Raw genomic sequence first — 15,712 nt, forward strand, 5'->3', positions numbered from 1 at the left:
GGTCAATCGACCGCCCTTATTTTAGCGTTAACTTACCGAATCAGGACTTTTTCTTTTCGCGGCTATGCAGGCCACGTTTTTCCAGACCACGGTAAATCAGCTGCTGCTGGATGATGGTCACCAGGTTGCTGACAATATAGTACAGCACCAGACCTGACGGGAACCACAGGAAGAACACGGTGAAGATGACCGGCATAAAGGTCATGATCTTCTGCTGCATCGGGTCGGTCACGGTGGTCGGAGACATCTTCTGGATGAAGAACATCGTCACGCCCATCAGGATCGGCAGGATGTAGTACGGGTCCTGTGCGGACAGGTCATGGATCCACAGGGCGAACGGCGCGTGGCGCAGCTCAACGGAACCCATCAGCATGTAGTACAGCGCAAGGAAGATTGGCATCTGAATCAGCAGCGGGAAGCAACCACCCAGTGGGTTTACTTTCTCTGCTTTATACAGGGCCATCATCTCCTGGCTCTGACGCTGTTTATCATCGCCCAGACGCTCACGCATAGCCTGAATCTTCGGCTGTAGCATACGCATCTTCGCCATGGAGGTGTACTGCGCTTTCGTCAGCGGGTACATGATGCCACGAACGATAAAGGTGATAACGATGATGGAGAAGCCCCAGTTACCCAGGAAGCTGTGGATGAACTTCAGCAGCTTAAACAGCGGCTGAGAGATGAACCACAACCAACCGTAATCAACGGTCAGATCCAGGTGCGGCGCAACGGCAGCCATTTTGTCCTGGATTTCCGGACCGACCCACAGGGTGCTTGCCAGCTTACCGGTTTGACCCGGCTGTACCAGAACCGGCTGAGATTTGTAGCCAATGGCTGCAATACCGTTGCCGAGGTTCGCGGTGTAGAAGTTATTCGTACCGTCGTTGTTCGGTACCCACGCCGTCGCGAAATACTGTTGCAGCATTGCGACCCAACCGCCTTTAGAGCTGACGTTCAGGTTTTCGTTATCGGCAATGGTGTCGAATTTGTATTTCTCGTACTTGGTATCTGGCGTGGAGTATGCCGCGCCACGGAAGGTATGCAGCGCAAAGTTGCTGCTTCCGGTGTCACGGTGAGACGGCAGATTGATGGACTGCTTCAGCTGACCAAAGGTAGAGATTTCCAGCGGTTTCGCACCGGCGTTTTGCACGCTGTAGCCCACGTTCACCGCATACTCACCGCGTTTCAGGGTGAAGGTTTTGGTGAAGGTGTTGCCTGCCGCGTCGGTGTAGGTCATCGGAATAACCAGTTCGTTCTGACCATCAGCCAGCACAAACGTGTCGTTCTCGACGTTATACAGTGGACGCGCACCGTTAGCCGGGTTATCCGGGCCATCACGACCGGTCAGGCCGCTCTGTGCCTGGTAGATAAATTCAGGCGTGGTTTCCAGTAACTGGAACGGTTCGGTAGACTTCAGCTCTTTCGGGTAGGTCAACAGCAGCGCCTGCTCAACATCACCACCACGGGTGTTGATAGTCAGCTCAAGCACATCGGTCTTAACCGTAATCTGTTTCCCCTGGCCACTGGCCGGTACGCCCTGGTCGGCGGCGCTACCCGCTGCGGTGGTCGTGGTCTGCGTGGTCTGCTGCTGGGGTTGAGGATTTTTATCCTGCTCCCATGCCTGCCAGATCATGAAAGACACGAACAACAAAGCGATGATAAGAAGATTGCGTTGCGAATCCATCGTTAGTGTTCTCTGGTATCAAAGGGTCCTGGAGGGACGGGGTCGTCTCCACCGGGGTGTAAAGGGTGGCATTTTAATACGCGTTTCACCGTCAACCAACTGCCTTTTATCACTCCAAACCTGCGCAATGCCTCAATTCCGTAGCTTGAGCACGTAGGGGTGAAACGACAATGTGGCCCGAGTAGCGGACTAATCAGGCGTTGATAGACCCTGATAAGGGCTATCAGGACCCGCGAGCCAGGCGACAGTGGCGGCGCCATAATTTTTCCAACGCTTCCGAGAGAGCACGGTTATCGAGGTCGGCAACCCCTTTTTTAGCCACCACCACGAAATCCATAGAAGGCAGTTCGTGCTGACGTAAACGGAAGCTTTCACGCGTCAGACGTTTAATCCGGTTGCGTTCATGCGCACGCTTAACGTTTTTCTTGGCGACTGTGAGACCGATACGGGGATGCCCCAGCGAATTTTGGCGGCCGAGGATGGTGATTTGCGGCGTGCCAGCCCGTAATGGCTGCTGGAAGACGAAAGTGAAATGAGTGGGAGTTAACAAACGTAACTCCCTGGGAAATGCGAGCTTAACCACTCAGGGGTTAGCTTTATTACTTGGAAACGGTCAGACGAGCGCGGCCTTTAGCACGACGACGTGCCAGAACCTGACGACCATTTTTAGTAGCCATACGAGCACGGAAGCCGTGAGAACGGTTGCGCTTCAGTACAGACGGTTGAAAAGTGCGTTTCATGGCGATTTCTACCTAAACTTGAATAAATTCACTGACTTTTGCGTATACCCGAACGAGTTTCGAACGACTAACGCCTCAGCGTGGGTGATTAAAGAGGCCGGATTGTAATAATTGTACACTCCGGAGTCAATTCTCTTTCCTTATTTCCCGCGTATTTCCGCACGATTTCGCGTGGAAAATGAGCAACGGACGACGCAGGAAGATGAGCATCACGCGCCGGGTCGAGGATTATACGGAGTCATCCACAAAGCGCAAGGATCGTCCCGGATCTTCGTTAGATCATTTAAGCCAAAAATCGTCTGTGCTCATTAAATTTTCCAATATGCGGCCTAAATCGCGAGGCACGCGCGTCAGGATCGTTTACACTTACCCGATTCCGGATCATCCTGTGGATAAATCGGGAAGAATCTGTGAGAAACAGAAGATCTCTGGCTCAGTTTAGGCTATGATCCGCGGTCCCGATCGGGATCCAGCGATCCTGGTCGGGCATAAACACAACATCGTTCAGGTTGTATCAACGATAGCGTGTATAACCGCAGATAGCGGTTCGCACATCACCCTGATGGGGTCATGTCGATGTGCGCCAACAATCATGAATATTCAATAGTTTTCTTTTATTGTTCGAGTGGAGTCCGCCGTGTCACTTTCGCTTTGGCAGCAGTGTCTTGCCCGATTGCAGGATGAGTTACCAGCCACAGAATTCAGTATGTGGATCCGCCCGTTGCAGGCGGAACTGAGCGATAACACGCTGGCTTTGTATGCGCCAAACCGTTTCGTGCTCGATTGGGTAAGGGATAAATACCTTAATAACATCAATGGACTGCTGAACGATTTTTGCGGGTCAGATGCCCCACAGCTGCGTTTTGAAGTGGGCACAAAGCCGGTCACCCAAACCGTTCGTGAAGTTGTCAATGTGGCAGCCCCTGCACAGGCGGCGCCCGCTCCAGCGCCTCGCGTTGCACCGGCTCGTCAGGGCTGGGATAACGTTCCGGCCCCCGCTGAGCCCACCTACCGCTCTAACGTGAACGTGAAGCACACGTTCGATAACTTCGTTGAAGGTAAGTCGAACCAGCTGGCGCGCGCGGCGGCTCGCCAGGTTGCTGATAACCCCGGTGGCGCGTATAACCCGCTGTTTCTTTATGGCGGCACGGGTCTCGGTAAAACGCACCTTCTGCACGCGGTGGGTAACGGCATTATGGCGCGTAAGCCGAATGCGAAAGTGGTGTATATGCACTCCGAGCGCTTCGTTCAGGACATGGTAAAAGCCCTGCAAAACAATGCGATCGAAGAGTTTAAACGCTACTACCGTTCCGTTGATGCGCTGCTGATCGATGACATCCAGTTCTTTGCCAATAAAGAACGATCGCAGGAAGAGTTTTTCCACACCTTTAACGCCCTGCTGGAAGGCAATCAGCAGATCATTTTGACCTCGGATCGTTATCCTAAAGAGATCAACGGCGTTGAAGATCGTCTGAAATCCCGCTTCGGCTGGGGCCTGACCGTGGCGATCGAGCCACCGGAGCTGGAAACCCGCGTCGCGATCCTGATGAAAAAAGCCGACGAGAACGACATTCGCCTGCCGGGCGAAGTGGCGTTCTTTATTGCCAAGCGTCTGCGCTCCAACGTTCGTGAGCTGGAGGGGGCGCTGAACCGCGTTATCGCTAACGCCAATTTCACCGGTCGTGCGATCACCATCGATTTTGTGCGTGAAGCGCTGCGCGATTTGTTGGCATTGCAGGAAAAACTGGTCACTATCGACAATATTCAAAAGACGGTGGCTGAGTATTACAAGATCAAAGTGGCAGATTTACTGTCTAAACGTCGTTCCCGCTCGGTGGCGCGTCCGCGTCAGATGGCGATGGCGCTGGCAAAAGAGCTAACCAACCACAGCCTGCCGGAAATCGGCGATGCATTTGGTGGCCGTGACCATACGACCGTGCTGCACGCTTGTCGAAAGATTGAGCAGTTACGCGAAGAAAGCCACGACATAAAAGAAGATTTTTCCAATTTAATCAGAACATTATCATCGTGACGCTATGAAATTTACCGTTGAACGTGAACATTTATTAAAACCGCTGCAACAGGTGAGTGGCCCGTTAGGCGGCCGCCCAACGCTGCCTATTCTTGGAAACCTGCTGCTTCAGGTCGCGGACGGTACGCTGTCGCTGACCGGCACAGATCTGGAAATGGAAATGATCGCGCGCGTTACGCTGACTCAGCCGCACGACGCGGGCGCGACCACGGTTCCGGCCCGTAAATTCTTTGATATCTGCCGTGGGTTGCCGGAAGGTGCTGAAATCGCCGTGCAGCTGGAGGGCGACCGCATGCTGGTGCGCTCTGGCCGCAGCCGTTTCTCTCTTTCCACGCTGCCCGCTGCGGACTTCCCGAACCTGGACGACTGGCAGAGCGAAGTTGAATTTACCCTGCCGCAGGCGACGATGAAGCGTCTGATTGAAGCCACGCAGTTCTCCATGGCGCATCAGGACGTTCGTTACTACTTAAACGGCATGCTGTTCGAAACCGAAGGTGAAGAGCTGCGTACCGTGGCCACCGACGGCCACCGTCTGGCGGTCTGTTCCATGCCGATTGGCGACTCGCTGCCGAACCATTCGGTGATCGTGCCGCGTAAAGGCGTGATTGAACTGATGCGTATGCTCGACGGCGGTGACACGCCGCTGCGGGTGCAGATTGGCAGCAATAACATCCGTGCCCACGTGGGCGATTTTGTCTTTACGTCGAAGCTGGTTGATGGTCGTTTCCCTGATTATCGCCGCGTATTACCGAAGAATCCGGACAAAACGCTGGAAGCGGGCTGCGATATCCTCAAGCAGGCGTTTGCCCGCGCGGCCATTCTCTCGAACGAGAAATTCCGCGGCGTACGTCTGTACGTGAGTGAAAACCAGATCAAAATCACCGCCAACAACCCGGAGCAGGAAGAGGCAGAAGAAATTCTGGACGTCACCTACGCCGGGGCTGAGATGGAAATCGGCTTCAACGTCAGCTACGTGCTGGATGTGCTCAATGCACTGAAATGCGAGAATGTGCGCATTCTGCTGACCGACTCCGTTTCGAGCGTACAGATTGAAGATGCGGCCAGCCAAAGCGCGGCTTATGTTGTCATGCCAATGAGACTGTAATGTCGCTCACCCGTCTGTTGATCCGCGACTTTCGCAATATCGAAAGCGCGGATCTCGCTTTATCCCCCGGCTTTAACTTCCTGGTTGGCGCGAACGGCAGCGGCAAAACCAGCGTGCTGGAAGCCATCTATACGCTCGGCCATGGCCGGGCGTTTCGCAGTTTGCAGATTGGTCGCGTGATTCGCCACGAGCAGGACTCTTTTGTTCTGCACGGGCGTTTGCAGGGCGCAGAGCGGGAAACCGCCATCGGCCTGACCAAAGACAAGCAGGGCGACAGCAAGGTGCGCATCGACGGCACCGACGGCCACAAGGTGGCGGAGCTGGCGCTACTGATGCCAATGCAGCTAATTACGCCCGAGGGGTTTACTTTACTCAACGGCGGCCCCAAATACAGAAGAGCGTTCCTCGACTGGGGATGCTTTCACAACGAAGCCGGATTCTTTAACGCCTGGAGCAACCTGAAGCGCCTGCTCAAGCAGCGTAACGCCGCGTTGCGCCAGGTCACGCGCTACGCCCAGCTGCGTCCGTGGGACATGGAACTCATCCCTCTCGCGGAACAGATCAGCCGCTGGCGTGCCGAATACAGCGCGGGTATCGCCGAAGACATGGCCGACACCTGCAAACAGTTTTTACCCGAGTTCTCTCTCACCTTCTCCTTCCATCGCGGCTGGGAGAAAGAGACGGATTATGCCGAGGTGTTAGAGAGAAGCTTCGAGCGCGACCGCATGTTGACCTACACCGCGCACGGCCCGCACAAGGCGGATTTCCGCATTCGTGCCGACGGTGCGCCGGTGGAAGATACGCTGTCGCGCGGGCAGCTCAAGCTCCTGATGTGCGCGCTGCGCCTGGCGCAGGGGGAGTTCCTCACCCGCGAAAGCGGGCGACGCTGCCTGTACCTGATAGATGATTTTGCCTCGGAACTTGACGACGCGCGGCGCGGGCTGCTTGCCAGCCGCTTAAAAGCCACGCAGTCGCAGGTTTTCGTCAGCGCCATTAGCGCTGAACACGTTATGGACATGTCGGACGAAAATTCGAAGATGTTTACCGTGGAAAAGGGTAAAATAACGGATTAACCCAAGTTGAAATGAGCGAGAAACGTTGATGTCGAATTCTTATGACTCCTCCAGTATCAAAGTCCTGAAAGGGCTGGATGCGGTGCGTAAGCGCCCGGGTATGTATATCGGCGACACGGATGACGGCACCGGTCTGCACCACATGGTATTCGAGGTGGTAGATAACGCTATCGACGAAGCGCTCGCGGGTCACTGTAAAGACATCGTGGTCACGATCCATGCGGACAACTCCGTCTCCGTTACCGATGACGGTCGTGGCATCCCAACCGGTATTCACCCGGAAGAGGGCGTATCGGCTGCGGAAGTGATCATGACCGTGCTGCACGCAGGCGGTAAGTTCGATGATAACTCCTATAAGGTTTCCGGCGGTCTGCACGGCGTAGGCGTTTCCGTGGTAAACGCCCTGTCGCAGAAGCTGGAGCTGGTTATCCAGCGCGAAGGCAAAATTCACCGTCAGATCTACCAGCACGGCGTGCCTGACGCTCCGCTGGCCGTGACGGGTGATACTGATAAAACCGGTACTATGGTGCGTTTCTGGCCGAGCCTCGAAACCTTCACCAACGTTACCGAGTTTGAGTACGACATCCTGGCGAAACGCCTGCGCGAACTGTCGTTCCTGAACTCCGGCGTGTCGATTCGTCTGCGCGATAAACGCGACAACAAAGAAGACCACTTCCACTACGAAGGCGGTATCAAGGCGTTCGTTGAGTATCTGAACAAGAACAAAACGCCAATTCACCCGAATATCTTCTACTTCTCCACCGAAAAAGACGGTATCGGCGTTGAAGTGGCATTGCAGTGGAACGACGGTTTCCAGGAAAACATCTACTGCTTTACCAACAACATTCCGCAGCGCGACGGCGGTACTCACCTTGCGGGCTTCCGCGCGGCGATGACCCGTACCCTGAACGCCTACATGGACAAAGAAGGCTACAGCAAAAAAGCGAAAGTCAGCGCCACCGGCGACGATGCCCGTGAAGGCCTGATTGCCGTGGTCTCCGTGAAAGTGCCGGATCCGAAGTTCTCCTCTCAGACCAAAGACAAGCTGGTCTCTTCTGAGGTGAAATCGGCGGTTGAGCAGCAGATGAACGAACTGCTGAGCGAATACCTGCTGGAAAACCCGTCCGACGCGAAAATCGTGGTGGGCAAAATTATTGATGCGGCACGTGCCCGTGAAGCGGCGCGTAAAGCCCGTGAAATGACCCGTCGTAAAGGCGCGCTGGACCTGGCAGGCCTGCCGGGCAAGCTGGCTGACTGCCAGGAACGCGACCCGGCACTGTCTGAACTGTACCTCGTGGAAGGGGACTCCGCGGGCGGTTCTGCGAAGCAGGGCCGTAACCGCAAGAACCAGGCGATCCTGCCGCTTAAGGGTAAAATCCTTAACGTTGAGAAAGCGCGCTTCGACAAGATGCTCTCTTCTCAGGAAGTGGCGACGCTCATCACCGCGCTCGGCTGCGGCATTGGGCGCGACGAGTACAACCCGGACAAGCTGCGCTATCACAGCATCATCATCATGACCGATGCGGACGTCGACGGCTCGCACATTCGTACGCTGCTGTTGACCTTCTTCTATCGTCAGATGCCGGAAATCGTTGAGCGCGGCCACGTCTACATTGCGCAGCCACCGCTGTACAAGGTGAAAAAAGGCAAACAGGAACAGTACATTAAGGATGACGAGGCGATGGATCAGTACCAAATCGCAATCGCCCTTGATGGCGCGACCCTGCACGCGAACTCCAGCGCGCCAGCGCTGGCCGGCGAGCCGCTGGAGCGTCTGGTCTCCGAGTTCAACGCCACGCAGAAAATGATTGGCCGCATGGAGCGCCGCTATCCGAAAGCGCTGCTGAAAGAGCTGATTTACCAGCCTACCCTGACCGAAGCCGATCTGAGCAGCGAGCAGGCCGTAACCCGCTGGGTGAATACCCTGGTGAGCGAGCTGAACGAGAAAGAGCAGCACGGCAGCCAGTGGAAGTTCGACGTTCAGCAGAACGCTGAGCAGCAGTTCGAGCCGATCGTGCGCGTGCGTACCCACGGCGTCGATACCGACTACCCGCTGGAGCACGAATTTGTGACCGGTCCGGAATACCGCCGTATCTGCACCCTCGGCGAGAAGCTGCGCGGTCTGATCGAAGAAGATGCGTTTATCGAACGTGGCGAGCGTCGTCAGCCGGTAGCCAGCTTCGAGCAGGCGCTGGAGTGGCTGGTGAAAGAGTCCCGTCGTGGCCTCTCTATTCAGCGTTATAAAGGTCTGGGCGAAATGAACCCGGACCAGCTGTGGGAAACCACCATGGATCCGGAAAGCCGTCGCATGCTGCGCGTCACCGTTAAAGATGCGATTGCAGCGGATCAGCTGTTCACTACCCTGATGGGCGATGCGGTTGAACCACGTCGTGCGTTCATCGAAGAGAACGCCCTGAAGGCGGCGAATATCGATATTTAATCGTCGCTTTACGGCAACATAACTGGCCGCGCTTTAGCGCGGCTTTTTTATGGACGCAGGAAGGTCCAGCGACATCACTGCCGGTAAACGGCTCGCCAGTTTATCTATGGCAATTCTTACCCTTAGCGGCAGGTGTGGTGTCTGCTGCCAGACGGCATGAACGTCGAAGCGTACATCCGGGGCCTGATTTAAGAGCGGGACAAGGTTCCCCTGCTGAATTTCTTTAATGACCATCCAGCAGGGTAGCCACGCAAGGCCGTGGCCGGCCAGCGCCGCGTCACAGATCGCCTGTAAATCATCCATATTGAGTGATGAACGGGGAATAAACGTGCGCGACGTGCCATCGTAATTCATCAGCTGCCAGGATAAGACTCTGCCCGCACGCGTGTAGTTGATGGCCGTATGCTGGCGTAAATCATCAACGGCCTGCGGCTGGCCATTCTTAAGCAGATAATCCGGCGCGGCACACAGAACCATTCGGTGCTCCCCCAGCTTTCTGGCGACCAGCACGGCGCTGTCAGCCAGGGGGCCATTGCGCACCGCCATATCAAAGCCTTCTTCCACGAGATCCACGATGCGGTCGCTGAAGGACATTTCAAGCTCAAGTCCGGGGTGTTCCTGCGTCAGCTCTGTGAGCAGCGGGGCGATACACTGGCGACCAAACAGCACCGGCATGGCAACCCGCAGCCGGCCGCTGACCTGATGTTTTCCGGTTTCAAGCAGCGATTCAGCGCCACGAATCTCCTCCAGCGCGCGCAGGCAGCGTTCATAAAAAAGCGCGCCGTTATCGGTCAGTCTCTGACTGCGCGTGGTCCGATGAAACAGACGAACCCCCAGCCTCTCTTCAAGACGAGCAATGCTTTTTCCTACCGCCGAGCGCGACAAATGCAGACGGACGGCGGCCTGCGCAAAACTTCCTGCTTCTACGGAGGCAACGAAAACGGGAATATCTTTCAGCGTATCGGTCATGAATTGATTGTATCGTTTTAGTCATCAATAGTGGGAAAACTTATCGCCACTGGCGACAAAGAGTCAACGGTAGACTGTCAGAACTGAAAATCATCTGATGACAGGATAAAAAAATGACAGAAACAATGCAGCGCTGGTCAATGAACGTCCTTGGGCGCGAGAGCCTTCAGCTTGTTCAGGAGCCTGTTCCACAGCCAGGCCCGGGTGAGGTTCGCGTACGGGTAAATGCCGTTGCGCTCAACTATCGGGATAAAATGGTTATCGAAGGCACGATGCCGATTCCGCTTTCCTTCCCGTTCACCCCGGCGTCTGACATGGCGGGCGTGGTGGACAGCATTGGCGACGGGGTGACACGTTTCAAACCCGGCGCACGCGTCATCTCAACCTTTTTCCCCGAGTGGATCGACGGCAAGCCGCAGGCAGACGCGCGTGATTTGCCCTACAAAACGTCCGGCGGATACTTCCAGGGCATGCTGGCTGAATATGTGATTGTGAGTGAAAACGCGCTGGTGGCCTCCCCGGAAAGCCTGGATGACGCTGAGGCCAGCACGCTTCCTTGCGCGGGGCTTACCGCATGGTTCGCGCTGGTAGAACGCGGTCATTTACGCGCCGGGCAATCGGTGCTGGTACAGGGGACGGGCGGCGTGGCGCTATTCGCTTTGCAGATAGCAAAAGCGCACGGCGCCGAGGTGATTGTCACGTCGGGGAGTGATGAAAAACTGGTGCTGGCCAAAAAACTGGGTGCCAGCCAGGGCATTAACCGGCTGAAAGGCGACTGGGCTGAAAATGCGTTGGTACTCACGCAGGATCGCGGCATTGACCATATCATTGAAACCGTGGGAGGCGAGAACCTGAAGCATTCCCTGCGCGCCGTTGCCGTCCACGGACGGATATCGGTCATTGGCGTGCTGGCCGGGACAGAAATTTCTCTGCCCGCGAGCGAACTGTTGCTGAAATCCCCCGTCATCCAGGGGATTGGAGTTGGACACCGTCGGGCGCTGGAAGATTTTGTCCGTGCTGTTGATGTCACTGGCTTAAAACCGGTGATTGAGCATCGCTACCGCTTCGACGAGCTGGATCAGGCGCTTAACCATCTGGATCGCGGCGCGTTTGGCAAAATTGTTCTCACCCGCGAGTAAGTCGTCGTTCCCCGGGATAAGCGTAAAAGGGGGCTTTTTGTTGCGCAAAGTAGCTCTATTTTTGTGGGCTTAATCGCGTTAGCATGAGGTAGCACTCATTTATCCCGGGGACCTCATGGCTATCAAACTCATTGCAATCGATATGGACGGCACGCTGCTGCTGCCGGACCACACCATCTCTCCAGCTGTTAAAAACGCGATCGCCGCTGCACGCGAAAAAGGCGTGAACGTGGTGCTCACCACCGGACGCCCGTATGCCGGGGTGCACAGCTACCTGAAAGAGCTGCACATGAATCAGCCTGGCGATTACTGCATCACCTATAACGGCGCGCTGGTGCAAAAGGCAGCCGATGGCAGCACGGTGGCACAAACTGCGCTGAGCTATGATGACTACCTGTTCCTGGAAAAACTGTCCCGCGAAGTAGGCTCCCACTTCCACGCGCTCGATCGTAATACGCTTTACACCGCTAACCGCGATATCAGCTACTACACGGTGCACGAGTCCTACGTTGCAACCATTCCACTGGTGTTCTGCGAAGCGGAAAACATGGACCCGGCAACCCAGTTCCTGAAAGTAATGATGATCGACGAACCCGCGATCCTCGACAAAGCCATCTCACGCATTCCGGCTGAGGTAAAAGAGAAATATACCGTGCTGAAAAGCGCGCCGTACTTCCTCGAAATCCTCGATAAACGCGTCAATAAAGGCACGGGCGTGAAATCGCTTGCCGATGCGCTGGGCATTAAGCCCGAGGAGATCATGGCGCTGGGCGACCAGGAAAACGATATTGCGATGATCGAGTATGCGGGCATGGGCGTGGCGATGGATAACGCGATCCCGTCGGTAAAAGACGTGGCGAACTTCGTTACCAAATCTAACCTGGAAGACGGCGTTGCCTGGGCGATCGAGAAATTCGTTCTGTCGTAACAAGCGCTTAAATCATCAGCCCCGGTTATCAACCGGGGCTTTTTTTTGCCCTGAATTAATCGAATTGTTCTTTTTGTGATCTGGATTGTAGTACAACATTAACTGATTGTACTACATTGTCACCACAACAAAGACGAATGGCCTCACGTTTGTACTGCAAAAGTGAGGCGAAATTCAGCGGTCGCGGTAAAGTAGTGATGGACTTACAGAGCACAAGGACTCTCTATGACACTCAATAAAACCGATCGCATTGTCATCACGCTGGGCACCCAGATTGTGGGTGGCAAATACGTTCCCGGTTCGCCGCTGCCAGCAGAGGCCGAACTGTGCGAAGAGTTTGAAACCTCGCGCAACATCATCCGGGAAGTGTTCCGCTCGCTAATGGCGAAGCGGCTGATTGAAATGAAGCGCTACCGCGGGGCGTTTGTTGCGCCGCGTAACCAGTGGAACTACCTCGATACCGATGTTCTGCAATGGGTACTGGAAAACGACTACGACCCACGGCTTATCGGCGCGATGAGCGAAGTCCGAAATCTGGTGGAACCGGCTATCGCCCGCTGGGCAGCAGAGCGCGCAACGTCAGGTGACCTGGCACAGATTGAGTCAGCGTTGAACGACATGATCGCCAATAACCAGAATCGGGAGGCGTTTAACGAAGCGGACATTCGCTATCACGAGGCGGTATTGCAGTCGGTGCATAACCCGGTTTTACAGCAGCTTAGCGTGGCGATCAGCTCGCTACAGCGAGCAGTATTTGAACGTACCTGGATGGGCGATGAGGCCAACATGCCGAAAACGCTTCAGGAACATAAAGCGCTGTTCGATGCGATACGGCATCAGGACGGCGATGCGGCAGAGCAGGCGGCGCTAACCATGATCGCCAGCTCGACACGAAGGTTGAAGGAAATCACATGACATCACGCTACATCGCAATTGACTGGGGATCGACCAATCTGCGCGCCTGGCTCTACCAGGGCGAGCAATGTCTGGAAAGCAGGCAATCAGAAGCAGGCGTCACGCGCCTGAACGGTAAATCCCCTGAAGCGGTGTTAGCAGAGGTGACACAAAGCTGGCGCGACGGTAACACGCCGGTGGTGATGGCCGGAATGGTTGGCAGTAACGTGGGCTGGAAGGTCGCACCTTACCTGTCGGTTCCGGTTCATTTCGCCTCCGTTGGTGAGCAGTTAACGTCCGTTGGCGACAATGTCTGGATTATTCCCGGTTTATGCGTCTCTCGCGACGATAACCAAAACGTAATGCGCGGCGAAGAGACGCAACTGCTCGGGGCGCGCACCCTTTCTCCTTCTTCTGTCTACGTCATGCCCGGCACGCACTGCAAATGGGTCCAGGCGGATGCTGAGCAAATTCATGATTTTCGCACCGTGATGACCGGCGAACTGCATCATTTGCTGCTTAAGCATTCGCTGGTGGGGGCCGGTTTGCCGGAGCAGAACCCTTCGCCGGAGGCGTTTGCCGCCGGGCTTGAGCGCGGGATCGCATCCCCTGCCGTTTTGCCGCAACTTTTTGAGGTTCGCGCCTCGCACGTGCTGGGAAATCTTCCGCGCGAGCAGGTAAGCGAATTTCTGTCCGGCCTGCTGATTGGCGCCGAAGTCGCCACCCTGAGCGACGCGTTCGCCGGGCAGCAGACCATCACGCTCGTCGCGGGTTCATCGCTGACGTCTCGTTACCGCCAGGCGTTCCTCGCTATCGGACGGGATGTTGCCGCGGTGGAGGGCGACACGGCATTTCAGGCAGGCATAAGGAGCATAGCTCATGCAGTGGCAAACTGATCTTCCCCTTATCGCGATTTTGCGCGGCATCACGCCCGACGAGGCGTTAGCGCACGTTGGCGCGGTTATCGACGCCGGGTTCGACGCGGTGGAAATCCCGCTCAACTCACCGGCGTGGGAAAAAAGCATTCCGGCAGTGGTGGAGGCGTTTGGTGATAAGGCGCTGATTGGCGCAGGAACCGTGTTGCAGCCGGAGCAGGTGGATGACCTGGCAAAGATGGGCTGCAAGCTTATCGTCACACCCAATATCAACCCCGAGGTCATCCGCCGGGCGGTGGATTACGGCATGACCGTTTGCCCGGGGTGTGCCACCGCCACGGAAGCCTTTACCGCCCTCGATGCGGGCGCACAGTCGCTCAAAATTTTCCCGTCGTCGGCTTTTGGCCCGGATTACATCAAAGCGCTGAAGGCGGTCTTGCCCGCCAGCGTGCCGGTCTTTGCCGTGGGCGGCGTCACGCCGGAAAACCTGGTGCAGTGGATAAACGCGGGCTGTGTGGGCGCGGGGCTGGGCAGCGATCTTTATCGTGCCGGGCAGTCCGTGGAACGTACCGCACAGCAGGCGGTAGCATTTGTGAAAGCGTATCGAGAGGCAGTGCAATGAAAATAACCAAACTCACCACGTACCGTTTACCCCCGCGCTGGATGTTCCTGAAAATCGAAACCGACGAAGGCGTGGTCGGCTGGGGCGAACCGGTGATTGAAGGGCGCGCGCGCACCGTTGAAGCGGCAGTACACGAGCTGGGCGAATACCTGATTGGTCAGGATCCGGCGCGCATCAACGACCTGTGGCAGGTCATGTACCGCGCGGGCTTCTACCGCGGTGGTCCGATCCTGATGAGCGCCATCGCCGGTATCGACCAGGCGCTGTGGGATATCAAGGGCAAAGTGCTGAATGCCCCGGTCTGGCAATTAATGGGCGGCCTGGTGCGCGACAAAATCAAAGCCTACAGCTGGGTGGGCGGCGACCGCCCTGCGGAAGTCATCGACGGTATCCGCCAGCTGCGCAACATTGGTTTTGACACCTTCAAACTCAACGGCTGCGAAGAGATGGGCGTTATCGACAACTCGCGCGCGGTAGACCGGGCGGTGAACACCGTGGCGCAAATCCGTGAGGCTTTCGGCAACGAGATTGAGTTTGGCCTGGACTTCCACGGCCGCGTCAGCGCGCCGATGGCCAAAGTGCTGATTAAAGAGCTGGAGCCGTATCGCCCGCTGTTTATCGAAGAGCCTGTACTGGCCGAGCAGGCGGAATACTATCCAAAACTGGCAGAACAGACGCACATTCCCATCGCGGCGGGTGAGCGCATGTTCTCGCGCTTCGAGTTTAAACGCGTGCTGGAAGCGGGCGGCATTGCGATCCTGCAACCGGACCTCTCCCACGCGGGCGGCATCACCGAATGCTACAAAATTGCCGGCATGGCAGAAGCCTACGATGTGGCGCTGGCGCCGCACTGTCCGCTTGGGCCGATTGCGCTGGCAGCCTGTCTGCACGTGGACTTCGTCTCCCGCAATGCGGTGTTCCAGGAACAAAGCATGGGCATTCACTATAACAAGGGCGCGGAGCTGCTCGACTTTGTGAAAAACAAAGAAGACTTCAGCATGGAAGGCGGTTTCTTTAAACCGTTAACGAAGCCAGGCCTTGGCGTAGAAGTTGACGAAGCCAAAGTCATTGAGCTGAGTAAAAATACGCCGGACTGGCGTAACCCACTGTGGCGTCATGAGGACGGCAGCGTAGCGGAATGGTAATCGCCATCCCGTAGACCCGGTAAGCCTCCGGGCAAAAATCATACATACAAAAATATAACCCTCTGT

15 protein-coding genes are annotated in these 15,712 nt (G+C 56.0%); 10 read left to right on the top strand and 5 right to left on the bottom strand.

Features of this window, described 5'->3' with window-relative positions; genetic code table 11:
• Window positions 1–40: 40 nt before the first annotated feature.
• Genes yidC through rpmH form a run of 4 tightly spaced genes read right to left on the bottom strand, consistent with a single transcriptional unit; the run spans window position 41 to window position 2,424 of the window.
• Window positions 41–1,684 (bottom strand): membrane protein insertase YidC, encoded by a 1,644-nt coding sequence (yidC, locus tag A3466_RS19965; RefSeq protein ID WP_003861138.1) that lies wholly within the window; start codon window positions 1,682–1,684, stop codon window positions 41–43.
• A gap of 2 nt (window positions 1,685–1,686) precedes the next feature.
• Window positions 1,687–1,944: a membrane protein insertion efficiency factor YidD gene (gene yidD, locus A3466_RS22655; RefSeq protein WP_001307474.1), complete on the bottom strand. Its 258-nt coding sequence runs from the start codon at window positions 1,942–1,944 to the stop codon at window positions 1,687–1,689.
• Window positions 1,908–2,267, bottom strand: coding sequence for a ribonuclease P protein component (rnpA, locus tag A3466_RS19970; RefSeq protein ID WP_006808764.1), 360 nt, complete (start codon window positions 2,265–2,267; stop codon window positions 1,908–1,910). The genes yidD and rnpA overlap by 37 nt, the downstream gene beginning before the upstream one ends.
• A gap of 16 nt (window positions 2,268–2,283) precedes the next feature.
• Window positions 2,284–2,424: a 50S ribosomal protein L34 gene (rpmH, locus tag A3466_RS19975; RefSeq protein WP_000831330.1), complete on the bottom strand. Its 141-nt coding sequence runs from the start codon at window positions 2,422–2,424 to the stop codon at window positions 2,284–2,286.
• Window positions 2,425–3,061: 637 nt separating this feature from the next.
• Between rpmH and dnaA the strand changes: the two genes are divergently transcribed.
• The 4 genes from dnaA to gyrB are packed head-to-tail and all read left to right on the top strand — an operon-like array spanning window position 3,062 to window position 9,074.
• A complete protein-coding gene (gene dnaA / locus A3466_RS19980) occupies window positions 3,062–4,456 on the top strand; it encodes a chromosomal replication initiator protein DnaA (protein WP_003861124.1) in 1,395 nt (464 codons plus the stop codon).
• 4 nt (window positions 4,457–4,460) lie between these two features.
• Complete coding sequence (gene dnaN / locus A3466_RS19985; RefSeq protein ID WP_003861122.1) at window positions 4,461–5,561, top strand: DNA polymerase III subunit beta; 1,101 nt, start codon at window positions 4,461–4,463, stop codon at window positions 5,559–5,561.
• A complete protein-coding gene (gene recF, locus A3466_RS19990; RefSeq protein WP_063452048.1) occupies window positions 5,561–6,634 on the top strand; it encodes a DNA replication/repair protein RecF in 1,074 nt (357 codons plus the stop codon). The genes dnaN and recF overlap by 1 nt, the downstream gene beginning before the upstream one ends.
• A 28-nt stretch (window positions 6,635–6,662) precedes the next feature.
• Entirely contained in the window at window positions 6,663–9,074 is a 2,412-nt protein-coding gene (gyrB, locus tag A3466_RS19995) for a DNA topoisomerase (ATP-hydrolyzing) subunit B (RefSeq protein WP_063452049.1), read from the top strand.
• Window positions 9,075–9,107: 33 nt separating this feature from the next.
• Here the strand turns inward: gyrB and A3466_RS20000 are convergent, their stop codons facing one another.
• Complete coding sequence (locus A3466_RS20000; RefSeq protein WP_063452050.1) at window positions 9,108–10,043, bottom strand: LysR family transcriptional regulator; 936 nt, start codon at window positions 10,041–10,043, stop codon at window positions 9,108–9,110.
• Window positions 10,044–10,156: 113 nt separating this feature from the next.
• Here A3466_RS20000 and A3466_RS20005 point away from each other — a divergent pair, with 113 nt between their 5' ends.
• From A3466_RS20005 to dgoD, 6 genes are all read left to right on the top strand, one after another.
• Window positions 10,157–11,182, top strand: a complete 1,026-nt coding sequence (locus A3466_RS20005; RefSeq protein ID WP_063452051.1) for a zinc-dependent alcohol dehydrogenase family protein — start codon at window positions 10,157–10,159, stop codon at window positions 11,180–11,182.
• Window positions 11,183–11,297: 115 nt separating this feature from the next.
• Window positions 11,298–12,110: a sugar-phosphatase gene (gene yidA / locus A3466_RS20010; RefSeq protein ID WP_045308263.1), complete on the top strand. Its 813-nt coding sequence runs from the start codon at window positions 11,298–11,300 to the stop codon at window positions 12,108–12,110.
• A 225-nt stretch (window positions 12,111–12,335) separates the two neighbouring features.
• Window positions 12,336–13,025 (top strand): D-galactonate utilization transcriptional regulator DgoR, encoded by a 690-nt coding sequence (gene dgoR / locus A3466_RS20015; RefSeq protein ID WP_003861109.1) that lies wholly within the window; start codon window positions 12,336–12,338, stop codon window positions 13,023–13,025.
• The gene (locus A3466_RS20020) at window positions 13,022–13,900 is read left to right on the top strand and encodes a 2-dehydro-3-deoxygalactonokinase (protein ID WP_063452052.1); all 879 of its coding nucleotides are present in this window, start codon (window positions 13,022–13,024) and stop codon (window positions 13,898–13,900) included. Before dgoR ends, A3466_RS20020 begins: the two co-directional genes overlap by 4 nt.
• A complete protein-coding gene (locus A3466_RS20025) occupies window positions 13,884–14,501 on the top strand; it encodes a 2-dehydro-3-deoxy-6-phosphogalactonate aldolase (protein WP_063452053.1) in 618 nt (205 codons plus the stop codon). The genes A3466_RS20020 and A3466_RS20025 overlap by 17 nt, the downstream gene beginning before the upstream one ends.
• A complete protein-coding gene (dgoD, locus tag A3466_RS20030; RefSeq protein ID WP_063452054.1) occupies window positions 14,498–15,646 on the top strand; it encodes a galactonate dehydratase in 1,149 nt (382 codons plus the stop codon). The genes A3466_RS20025 and dgoD overlap by 4 nt, the downstream gene beginning before the upstream one ends.
• The last annotated feature ends 66 nt before the right edge of the window (window positions 15,647–15,712 follow it).

It is taken from the genome of Enterobacter genomosp. S (assembly GCF_001631805.1).
Classification (GTDB): Bacteria; Pseudomonadota; Gammaproteobacteria; order Enterobacterales; family Enterobacteriaceae; genus Enterobacter; species Enterobacter quasihormaechei.

Coding starts and splice junctions, on each gene's coding strand:
- yidC (WP_003861138.1), bottom strand. CDS start 1,684: ATGGATTCGCAACGCAATCTTCTTATCATCGCTTTGTTGTTCGTGTCT.
- A3466_RS20020 (WP_063452052.1), top strand. CDS start 13,022: ATGACATCACGCTACATCGCAATTGACTGGGGATCGACCAATCTGCGC.
- A3466_RS20005 (WP_063452051.1), top strand. CDS start 10,157: ATGACAGAAACAATGCAGCGCTGGTCAATGAACGTCCTTGGGCGCGAG.
- dgoR (WP_003861109.1), top strand. CDS start 12,336: ATGACACTCAATAAAACCGATCGCATTGTCATCACGCTGGGCACCCAG.
- gyrB (WP_063452049.1), top strand. CDS start 6,663: ATGTCGAATTCTTATGACTCCTCCAGTATCAAAGTCCTGAAAGGGCTG.
- dgoD (WP_063452054.1), top strand. CDS start 14,498: ATGAAAATAACCAAACTCACCACGTACCGTTTACCCCCGCGCTGGATG.
- recF (WP_063452048.1), top strand. CDS start 5,561: ATGTCGCTCACCCGTCTGTTGATCCGCGACTTTCGCAATATCGAAAGC.
- yidD (WP_001307474.1), bottom strand. CDS start 1,944: ATGGCGCCGCCACTGTCGCCTGGCTCGCGGGTCCTGATAGCCCTTATC.
- yidA (WP_045308263.1), top strand. CDS start 11,298: ATGGCTATCAAACTCATTGCAATCGATATGGACGGCACGCTGCTGCTG.
- A3466_RS20025 (WP_063452053.1), top strand. CDS start 13,884: ATGCAGTGGCAAACTGATCTTCCCCTTATCGCGATTTTGCGCGGCATC.
- rpmH (WP_000831330.1), bottom strand. CDS start 2,424: ATGAAACGCACTTTTCAACCGTCTGTACTGAAGCGCAACCGTTCTCAC.
- dnaN (WP_003861122.1), top strand. CDS start 4,461: ATGAAATTTACCGTTGAACGTGAACATTTATTAAAACCGCTGCAACAG.
- A3466_RS20000 (WP_063452050.1), bottom strand. CDS start 10,043: ATGACCGATACGCTGAAAGATATTCCCGTTTTCGTTGCCTCCGTAGAA.